General features: G+C 37.7%; 7 protein-coding genes, 4 tRNA genes and 1 pseudogene. 4 read left to right on the top strand and 8 right to left on the bottom strand.

What is annotated here, in order from left to right; all coding sequences use genetic code 11:
• Window positions 1-398: 398 nt before the first annotated feature.
• The 6 genes from F955_RS10350 to F955_RS10325 all read right to left on the bottom strand — a co-directional run bounded on the left by F955_RS10350 (window position 399) and on the right by F955_RS10325 (window position 3,712).
• Window positions 399-484: transfer RNA gene (locus tag F955_RS10350), tRNA-Leu, on the bottom strand.
• A gap of 492 nt (window positions 485-976) precedes the next feature.
• Window positions 977-1,061: transfer RNA gene (locus F955_RS10345), tRNA-Leu, on the bottom strand.
• A 39-nt stretch (window positions 1,062-1,100) separates the two neighbouring features.
• Window positions 1,101-1,174, bottom strand: a tRNA-Trp gene (locus F955_RS10340).
• Window positions 1,175-1,209: 35 nt separating this feature from the next.
• A tRNA-Leu gene (locus tag F955_RS10335) sits at window positions 1,210-1,294 on the bottom strand.
• A gap of 107 nt (window positions 1,295-1,401) precedes the next feature.
• Window positions 1,402-2,205, bottom strand: coding sequence for a protein kinase domain-containing protein (locus F955_RS10330; protein ID WP_017401376.1), 804 nt, complete (start codon window positions 2,203-2,205; stop codon window positions 1,402-1,404).
• The gene (locus tag F955_RS10325) at window positions 2,195-3,712 is read right to left on the bottom strand and encodes a DUF3336 domain-containing protein (RefSeq protein WP_004812363.1); all 1,518 of its coding nucleotides are present in this window, start codon (window positions 3,710-3,712) and stop codon (window positions 2,195-2,197) included. Before F955_RS10325 ends, F955_RS10330 begins: the two co-directional genes overlap by 11 nt.
• Before the next feature lie 191 nt (window positions 3,713-3,903).
• Here F955_RS10325 and F955_RS10320 point away from each other — a divergent pair, with 191 nt between their 5' ends.
• Complete coding sequence (locus F955_RS10320; protein WP_004894213.1) at window positions 3,904-4,779, top strand: ATP-binding protein; 876 nt, start codon at window positions 3,904-3,906, stop codon at window positions 4,777-4,779.
• A gap of 539 nt (window positions 4,780-5,318) precedes the next feature.
• Entirely contained in the window at window positions 5,319-6,383 is a 1,065-nt protein-coding gene (locus tag F955_RS10315; RefSeq protein ID WP_004894211.1) for a hypothetical protein, read from the top strand.
• Window positions 6,384-6,437: 54 nt separating this feature from the next.
• Here F955_RS10315 and F955_RS10310 read toward each other — a convergent pair.
• A pseudogene (locus tag F955_RS10310) lies at window positions 6,438-7,271 on the bottom strand (IS982 family transposase).
• Between the two features lie 154 nt (window positions 7,272-7,425).
• Entirely contained in the window at window positions 7,426-8,151 is a 726-nt protein-coding gene (locus tag F955_RS10305) for a TetR/AcrR family transcriptional regulator (protein ID WP_004894207.1), read from the bottom strand.
• A gap of 177 nt (window positions 8,152-8,328) precedes the next feature.
• Here F955_RS10305 and F955_RS10300 point away from each other — a divergent pair, with 177 nt between their 5' ends.
• Window positions 8,329-8,724 (top strand): transposase family protein, encoded by a 396-nt coding sequence (locus F955_RS10300; RefSeq protein ID WP_008306679.1) that lies wholly within the window; start codon window positions 8,329-8,331, stop codon window positions 8,722-8,724.
• A complete protein-coding gene (locus F955_RS10295; RefSeq protein WP_004809604.1) occupies window positions 8,672-9,142 on the top strand; it encodes an IS5/IS1182 family transposase in 471 nt (156 codons plus the stop codon). The genes F955_RS10300 and F955_RS10295 overlap by 53 nt, the downstream gene beginning before the upstream one ends.
• The last annotated feature ends 131 nt before the right edge of the window (window positions 9,143-9,273 follow it).

Here is a 9,273-nt window from a genome sequence, read left to right as displayed (position 1 = left end):
CGAACTCTCACACCTCGCGGCGCTGGAACCTAAATCCAGTGCGTCTACCAATTTCGCCACGTCCCCGATGGCTGTGTATATTATAGAGATCATTTCCCTTTGACAAGCCACTTTACAGGCAATTAGAGTCTAATCTGCTATAAATTAAGCAGTTAAATCTATTTTTTTATTTTTCATCAAATCAATACAGAGAAATGCATCATTTTTATTCTTTTTCTATAAATCGATTCATTGCAATCATTTTTCTGTCTCCTCTGCTCGTTTACTTAAATATAGTGAATCAAAGGTTTCCTTATAGTTTCAATTCCAATCACTTGGTCTAATAAAGACTTATTCATCTACCCTGCCAAATTTCAGGCAAAAAAAAACAAGGTATTCAACCTTGTTTTTTTAAAATCTGGTGGGGATAGAGAGACTCGAACTCTCACGCCCAGAAGGCGCTGCGACCTGAACACAGTGCGTCTACCAATTCCGCCATATCCCCGCTGAACTGTATATTATAGAGATCAAGCTTTATTGACAAGCGCTTAAATAAGCAATAAAGCCTTATTTAATCAAAAATTAAGCAATTAACTCATCCAGGCATTTTGATGGTCAGATTTTAAAAAAATTAAAAACAATTTGATCCAAAAACTTTTATTCATTCAGATTTTTTCAATTGACTCATTGTTAGTGCGCTTAGATAAGTAATAATACATATGAGCAATCATCACCGATTTAAAGAACACAATAAATCTTGGCTCTTTTTATCAATTCGATTCTTTATAAAAACTTGCTACCCTTTTCTTATCTCCAAGTGAGCAAGAACTATCTTTTTATGCATTAAACTCTTTAGCTTTTTTTCTGGATGATCGATATAGAGTGATATAGAGTTTAAAAGAACCGTATGTTTTTTTCAAAGACCGAATCAGAGAGGAAAGCTTGCCGTTAAATTTCAGGCGAAAAAAAACAAGGCATCAACCTTGTCTCTTTTGAGTGGTGGGGACGGAGAGACTCGAACTCTCACACCTCGCGGCGCTGGAACCTAAATCCAGTGCGTCTACCAATTTCGCCACGTCCCCATCGGGTACCAACTTATCGCTGGCTTTTTCAAACTTTAATGGCAGAGGATCAAGGATTCGAACCTTGACGAACGGTTTTGGAGACCGTCATGCTACCATTACACCAATCCTCTACTCGACCATCTCTACTTATTCTCATAAGTAAATTTGGTGGGGACGGAGAGACTCGAACTCTCACACCTCGCGGCGCTGGAACCTAAATCCAGTGCGTCTACCAATTTCGCCACGTCCCCGATGGCTGTGTATATTATAGAGATCATTTTAGGCTGACAAGAACTTTTTCATAAAACGCTTATCATTTGATTAAATAAAAAACAAAGTATTGATTTTTGTATTTTTATCAGTCGATTAAAATTAACAAAGCAGCTTTGATCTCTTCAAAATCAGCAACCCTGGCCGACTTATGCCGAGCAAGCATGCTTTTTAACACAGTTTGAAAAGACCTAAATTTTTCTGGAAGATTAATTTCCAATCGTTGACAGTGTAGATAAGCCCAATCCTCATAATTTCCAGCATTAAGTCGTGTCTGACTTAACCATTCCAGCCAGATGATTCCTAATGCATAAATATCCGATTGAATCGTTTTTACTTCGGCGTGAAATAATTCTGGCGCCATATAACGTGGTGTTGCATCTAATGTTCGAGGTGATTCATCCGAGATTCGATGTGCCTGTTCAAAATCAATCAGACAGACCTGCCCTTTGCACTGGACAAAATGTTCTACTTTTAAATCATGATGGAGATAGCCACATTGATATAGTTGCATCACAGCATCCAAGGCTGCAAGCAAATGTTTCTGAATATCAGACACGCTTAAATTAGCCGGATCAATCGCAAAATGAGAAGGACAATCCTGTAGCAAGATGCCCTGTTGAAAAGTTTCACCACCAATAGTGATCTCTGAATTAATCAGTAAATGCGGCGCCAGAAATTTGGCTAGTGAATTATTAGATAAATGCTGATAAAAACCGAATTCATTTTTAAAACCATGCTGACTATATACAGTTGAGTTTTTCGCTTGCACCTTAAGCCAGTAAATTTCTCCATCCAAACTGCCTTTATAGAGCCGACGGCCAAAAGCCAGACTTCGCGGCTTTGTGTTGAGTTCAAATTTTACCTGGTTTAAGTCATGACTAGATATCAACTGGAATATATTCTTCTTTCTGCTGTTCAGGTGCATGTTGATAGGTTAAAAGTTCCAGACAATGCTGTATGGTTTTCCCTACCCGCTCCTGGGTTTCAATCATGGAAATTTTCGGCCAAGTGGCACGTTCGCCTTCACGTTGCAGGATTTTAAACAGGTGTGGCCGTGGGTTTTGCAACATATAAGTATAATGACGCAGACCATATTTGCCGACAATATTCACATCACCATAATAACGCTGATCGACTACACCATAACCATGATCCAGCAAACGGCGTACAGGCGGTACACTTCCCACACGCTCACGGGTAAAGTCCATCATGCCTTTGGCAAACACCTTGCCTTGGCGTCGTGCAATTCGTTGCGGCCAGCTCAGCATGTCCTTACGGAATCGGGCTGCATCGTCCTGCATGAAAGGCACAATGTGCGGATTCACCTGACTGGCGATGGTATAGTTAATATTGTACAGCCGTGCCATTTTCTCCTGTGGGAAATCACTGCGTACACTACCATCGACCCAACGTGTCGAGGACATATAGGGTGTGAATTTGCCATCATTGCGCTTACTGGTCAGACGCACAGGTGGAAATAGAATTGGTACAGCACAGGATGCGAGTACTGCACTCCAAACCAATAGATCCGGTGCAGTATAAGCATTCATAATCCGTGCATCTTGAGTCGCATCATAAGGTGCAACAGCGACATTAATATGTAAGCCTGATTTTTTGAGGGCTTCATCAAAAGTGAGATTACCTAGATTTTCAATCAGGAATTTTTTTAGGTATTTCACATCTGCCAGACCGCCATTACCCTTCATCAACTCACGAAAGTTTCGAAAATGAAAGGCCTCATTAAAGAAATTGTGTCCCTGAAGAATATCTGGATATTCAGATGGCTTGGATACCCCCAACATGGCTGTCATGATGGCACCAGCACTCGAGCCCGATACCACTTTCGGCATCAAATCCTGTTCCATTAACGCCTTACACACACCAGTATGAAATAGTCCCAGCGTTGAACCGCCAGAAAACATCAGCGCTGGCTGGCCATAAGCACGCTGGCAACGTTCGAAATATTCTATTTTTTCTTCAAGCGTCAGACATTCACATTCTTGCGAAGCGATATAAGCCAGTCCTTTACTTACTTCTTCAACATAATCTTCAATAATTTTTTTAGTGCCAACATATGTTTCTATAAATAATAAAGGATGCGCAATATTGGCAATGTCATAACTGAGCCCTTCTCGCAAGATATGCATCAAATCTCGAGTACGCTTTTGCAGGCGGTATCGTCGAAGTTTGCCCAGACGATGCGAGATCACTTCTGCATCAAAATAATCGGAAGAGTTATCAAGCTTCCATTCCTGCGCACCTGATTCTTCATCCAGTTTTAACGCAATGCATTTCCACTCCTCATAAGTTTCCGCAGTCTGCAATTGTTGCTTTAATTTCTTGATGCGATAAGCCTGATGAGGATTAATCTGATGAGTAAAATCTGTTAACAACATGCTATGCGTGATCCTTATGTTTATTTTTGCTGCTACAAGATCTGTCACATACTTAAATTAAGCAGATCATACGTGCGGGACAATAGCGAAAAATCTCCTTTCTTGGGCAAATTATAACATTTTTCTAGCTTTGACTGCTTTTTTTGCAGTGGTAGTATCATGAGCATAATTTAAATGCGTAATCTGAGATCATGGCTAAAATTGATTTACCCGACCATATTTTAAATACCCTTTCTACTGTCCTTCAGCAGCTTCAGCAAAGCCTGCCGGAAGTTAAAATCGTACCGGATTTCTCTGCTTATGCCTACAAATGGCAAGATGGCCAACTCAAACCAATTCATAAGCTGAGAGCGATTCAACTGGCTGATTTGAAAGGAATTGAAAAGCAAAAAGAGAAAGTGATTCAGAATACCTTACAGTTTCTAAATAACCTGCCTGCCAATGATGTACTGCTCACCGGTTCGCGTGGTACAGGTAAGTCCTCTATTGTTCGTGCCCTACTCACTGAATATGCTGATCAAGGCTTACGTCTGATTGAAATTGAACGTGATGATTTATCAGATTTGCCCGAAATCCAGAAACTCATTGCTGACCGTCCGGAAAGGTTCATTGTTTATTGTGATGACCTGGCCTTTAATGCCGAAGATGAAAATTACCGTAGTTTAAAAAGTGTATTAGATGGTTCATTGCAATCCGGTTCCAGTAATTTTGTGATTTATGCAACCAGTAACCGTCGTCATTTACTGCCAGAGTTTATGCATGAAAATACGCCCGTTACTAAAGTAGATGTTCCGCAATATACCGAATTACATCCTCAAGAAGCGATCGAAGAGAAAATTTCTTTATCAGACCGTTTTGGTATGTGGCTATCTTTCTATCCGATGGATCAAAATCTTTATCTGGAAATTGTAGAGCATTACCTTGAGAAGGCGGAAATGGAATTGACTACAGAAGCCCGTGCTGAAGCTTTGCGTTGGTGCCAGGGTCGAGGTCAACGTTCAGGTCGTTCCGCTTATCAGTTTTCGAAGCACTGGATTGGTTCGCAGCAGCTTAAAACTTTAAATTAATTGACTTAATTAAAAAAATATCAGCTCGGTTTTGTTTCACTATGTAAATATTTTCAACAAAACTGAGCTTTAAAATAAGAATAAAAATCCTTAAATCATTAAAATATAAAATAATTTTATGATTTTTATCTTATAAACACACTTTATAAACTTACATACTAAAACAAATAAATACAAAAGAAATACATTGAATTTTACCATTATTTCTCCACTAACTTTTTCAAATTATTAATAAATTCATCTTAATTCTAAAGTTCATATGAGCACTTAGGTAATTGTTTATTAAAAATATTTAGAGTATTTACTCTAAATAAAAAAATTATTTCATCAAGTTGATCTTATTAATAATCAAAAGATTAACTCTTTTTATCCTAATTACCTAAAATTGTAAACCTACAATAATCATGCATAATTTCCATGAATTTAAGATGTAGTGATTACTTTAGAACTTAAAAAACCACTATGTCTTAAAAGTGATATATCAAGAAAAATACCATCTATTTACATAAATTTAAAAAATAGATATTGAGGGAATAATCATGACACTTCGATTCAAAGTGGGTGGCGTAGCACTGTTAAGTACTCTATTAATTGCATGCGGCGGCGGTGGAAGCAGTAGTAGCAAGACGCCAGCAACCAACTTGCCAGAAAATTTACCAGAAGCAATTTCACCAGAAGTACCTGATGACTTTGTTCCTTTTACTCAAGATTCAGTACTGGACAACATTAAAGAATTAATTACCGGACAACCCGGCACTAGCGAACTAGCCGATAATTATAATGAAGCTTTAGCACATATGGTGGGTGAAATTTTTGCTGATTATCCACTGGGTCGTACAGGACGTGCTGTGCAGATTTATAATCTTGGAGTAAACAGCATAAAGATTGGTAATTTAACGTGTGCTGAAGTTACAACAAATGGCAATACCAAGACACTAACCTTAAAGCCGAACAAAGCAACTTGTATTGTTCTGGACAAAACATTTGTAGCAGGTTCTAAAATCACACAAATTACTAATGGCAATACAACCACTGTTTCTTTTGACAATGTACGCTATGGCCATAACTTGGATTTTAGTTTGAAAGATCAATACTTGATCTCTGGCTCGATTCAATATACGTCTTCTAAATCAGACACAGGTCGAGAGCGTAATTATGATATTTCCAACCTGAGCTTCCAGCGTGTAAAAACAGATAGCAATAAATTGCCAGAAGGTGATGTTTATAATGCTGAAAGCCGCGAGTATTTACAATTAAAAGATTATTCCTTTAGTTTAGTCGATAACTTTGGCAGCGATAGTCATGGTATACGAACCTTAAATTCAAAGGGTACTGTGATCGGTCAACCTTTAGACGCCACTTTCAGATATACCTTTAGTTTCGATACAGGTTCTACTCCATTTATCATGAAGGAAACAGTGGCAAATAATTATCATCATTTGCCTGAGCAAGGTAGTGTCAGTATAACGCATCAAAAAGGCTTATTTAACTCGCAGCTAATCACCAGGATTAGCCAAGACTCTCCGCAGTCATTAAAAGCTGGAGTGTATCTCGCTAATGAAAAAGTAGATGATATTCTTTGGTCCAATATTATTGGTAAATAATCCAACTTTTGTTTAAGCCGATGATTCCATAATTTGAATTGTCGGCTTATTTTATCAAGTAATTTGCAGCTTATTTTGATGAGTTAATTGGTAGGCACATAATGATGCATAAATCCCACTCAAAAAGCCTAAAATACTTCTAGATCTGCTTGTCATCAAATTGTATTGACCTTTCCATAGACTGAATAAGGTTTCTATTTTATTACGCCGTTGTAAGGGATATTCAGTTGATTCGCAAAGCTGTATAGACTGCATATTTTTTCGAGGATAGGTAATTAAATCAATACTCTGGTCTTTTAATCTATTCTTCAATTCTTGGCTGATGTAGCCACGATCTCCATACAACTTTGCTTCCCTCTCTTTAACCAGTTTTTCAACTATTTTGATGTCAGCAACACACCCACTGAATGAAGCAGAACAAGCGATTTCACCAAATTGATTCATCGCAATATGTAATTTGCAGCTATAAAACCCATTGAGCTTTTACCACGAGAAGTAATTCTAGCTACTAATTTATAGCATTGAATCCGTTGATTTTTATAGACATCTAAATTGGTTGAATCAATCTGAAAATATTGGCTATGTTGATCTTTCGTTAAAGCTACATGTAAAGCATGCAGGGCCAATTGATATTGATCAGATGACTCACCTTTTGGCAACAAGGTAAACTTTTAAATAAATGTCTTTTATCCTGTTTCCGTCATGAGAGAAATGCTTTGAAATGAAAGTATTTATACCAAATAGCAATAAAGATGATTTCTGAAATACTTAAGTGAGCTGTTCTAACTCTTGAGAGCCGGTGGCTTTACTTAAGGAATTGCCAATAAGTTGCTTCAAATTTAAGAAAGAAATTATCAATTAGACAAATAATTCGGTACTATTAAACATTAGGACTAGAGCATGGGTTTGGTATGGTAACTTAACTGATGGCTCTACTCCTTCTTTTTTTCAGGTTAATTTCTTATCCACGATTCGGGTTATTTCTCCTGAAATATTTGGCTCAATTTCAATAAAGGTGAACCACCCCAGGATACATCAGGGCTTAAATTAATTTTTCTAAATGTTGTTTTGCCCAATCATTCAACCCTAATGTTGAAAAAATCACATAACAAACATGATGGTGGACATTTTCAGTGCTTTGCTCCTGCCCTTGGATTATCCATTGCCGAATATAAGAAAAAATACCCTCTATCACAATTTTAAAGACATCTTGTGGCAATACAGGTCGAATAATTTGGCTCGGCAGAATAGAAAACCAATACACCAATAAACTCACATAATGTGCTTTAACGACATTTAACTCTGCCACTACACTCAAAGTACTATAAGGAGCCAAAGCAAAAAAAGCGCTGGCATAAATTTTATTGACTGTAAGTTGTTGTATGAATGCCAATGTCGAGACTTCAAAAGCCCGCCGAAAGTCTGTGTGATGATCACTATATGTTTGGATAAGTAATCTTAAGTGTAAAGAGCTGAGCTTTTTAAAACAGTAAAAATAACAGGCTTCTTTGTCGGTAAATAATTTATAAAATGTTGTCCGCGATACACTCGCCTGCTGAATAATATCTTTGACACTGGTCGCAGCATATCCTTTTTGATGTATACACAGGGCCACAGCTTCAATCAAGCGTTCTTTTTGTGACTGTAAAACCAGTTCGGGTGGGAGATGATTGGTTCCTCTTGGCAACTTGCGACGAAGTTGGACTGAATTCTCTTCAAATTCTCCGCCTTTCTTTAACCAGTTCTGCTCATACAGATTCAATTCCATCGTATAGATATTCCTTTAAGTTAATCATATTGATTTTATTATTTAAATATATAGAAACATCATAATCTAAATATGCAAACAAACATTCATCAGATCTCTTTCATAAATCAAAAAACGATCTTCTTTTTGGTTAATATTTGCACTCCGGATTTCTTAGCATTCGTGCATAATCTGCGGATGAAATACATCGATTCAAACAAGCTTTCTGATCCTCAGTTCAAGCGATACACAGGCATCTCATGGTCAACTTTCTATTTGATGGTTGAGCAATTGCAGAAGCATGTCTCTGCCAAAGGCAGACCGCCCAAGTTAAGCCTGGAGGATCAGGTTCTGCTCTGTCTGAGCTATTGGCGGGAATACCGAACCTTATTTCACGTTGCGACGAGTTACGGGGTTTCAGAGCCCACAGCCTCAAGAATTGTCCGTCATGTTGAAGACTGCCTGATTCGGTCCAATCTGTTTAATTTACCCAAAGATTTACCCGAGGGCGAAGGCATCGACTGGAATGTTGTGATCGTGGATGCCACGGAAATTCCAATCCAAAGGCCTAAAAAAACAGAAGAAAAGCTATAGCGGCAAGAAAAAGACCCATACCTTTAAAGTACAGGCCATGATTCACTACAAAACTCAGCAAATTCTGAGTTTATGTACCAGTCGCGGTGCAGTGCATGATTTCGAGTTGTTCAAACGCAATTTAAACCAGATTCCTTTTGGGGCTTTTATCCTTGCAGATAAAGGCTATCAGGGGATTTATGTTTTGTATCCGAATAGCCTGTTGCCATTAAAAGCCAAAAGACATTGTAAATTGGATCCTGAATTGAAAATCTATAATCAAGAAATCAATAAAAGAAGAATCGGAATTGAGCATGTATTTGGCAGCCTGAAAACCTTCAAAATCCTTGCTGAGCGTTATCGAAATAGAGGTAAAAGGCTTGGTTTGAGATTCAATTTAATCGCTGGAATCTACAACTTGGAACTGAGCAAAAAATGATTTATGAAAGAGGTCTATCGTACTGCTCATTTTCTCAAAACATAAAAGTAAAAAATACTTGTCTCTATAAGTACGTTTGTGTTTATATGAAAAATATAGGATTAAACAATTAATATATCGTTTAAAAAAAC

It is taken from the genome of Acinetobacter schindleri CIP 107287 (assembly GCF_000368625.1).
Classification (GTDB): domain Bacteria; phylum Pseudomonadota; class Gammaproteobacteria; order Pseudomonadales; family Moraxellaceae; genus Acinetobacter; species Acinetobacter schindleri.
The sequence above is the reverse complement of the archived record's forward strand: the minus strand, read 5'-3'. Positions and strand labels throughout refer to the sequence as shown.

Bases quoted from the DNA above. Each gene is read 5' to 3' on its own strand.
- F955_RS10315 (WP_004894211.1), top strand. From the start codon at position 5,319: ATGACACTTCGATTCAAAGTGGGTGGCGTAGCACTGTTAAGTACTCTA.
- F955_RS10325 (WP_004812363.1), bottom strand. From the start codon at position 3,712: ATGTTGTTAACAGATTTTACTCATCAGATTAATCCTCATCAGGCTTAT.
- F955_RS10305 (WP_004894207.1), bottom strand. From the start codon at position 8,151: ATGGAATTGAATCTGTATGAGCAGAACTGGTTAAAGAAAGGCGGAGAA.
- F955_RS10295 (WP_004809604.1), top strand. From the start codon at position 8,672: ATGCCACGGAAATTCCAATCCAAAGGCCTAAAAAAACAGAAGAAAAGC.
- F955_RS10300 (WP_008306679.1), top strand. From the start codon at position 8,329: ATGAAATACATCGATTCAAACAAGCTTTCTGATCCTCAGTTCAAGCGA.
- F955_RS10320 (WP_004894213.1), top strand. From the start codon at position 3,904: ATGGCTAAAATTGATTTACCCGACCATATTTTAAATACCCTTTCTACT.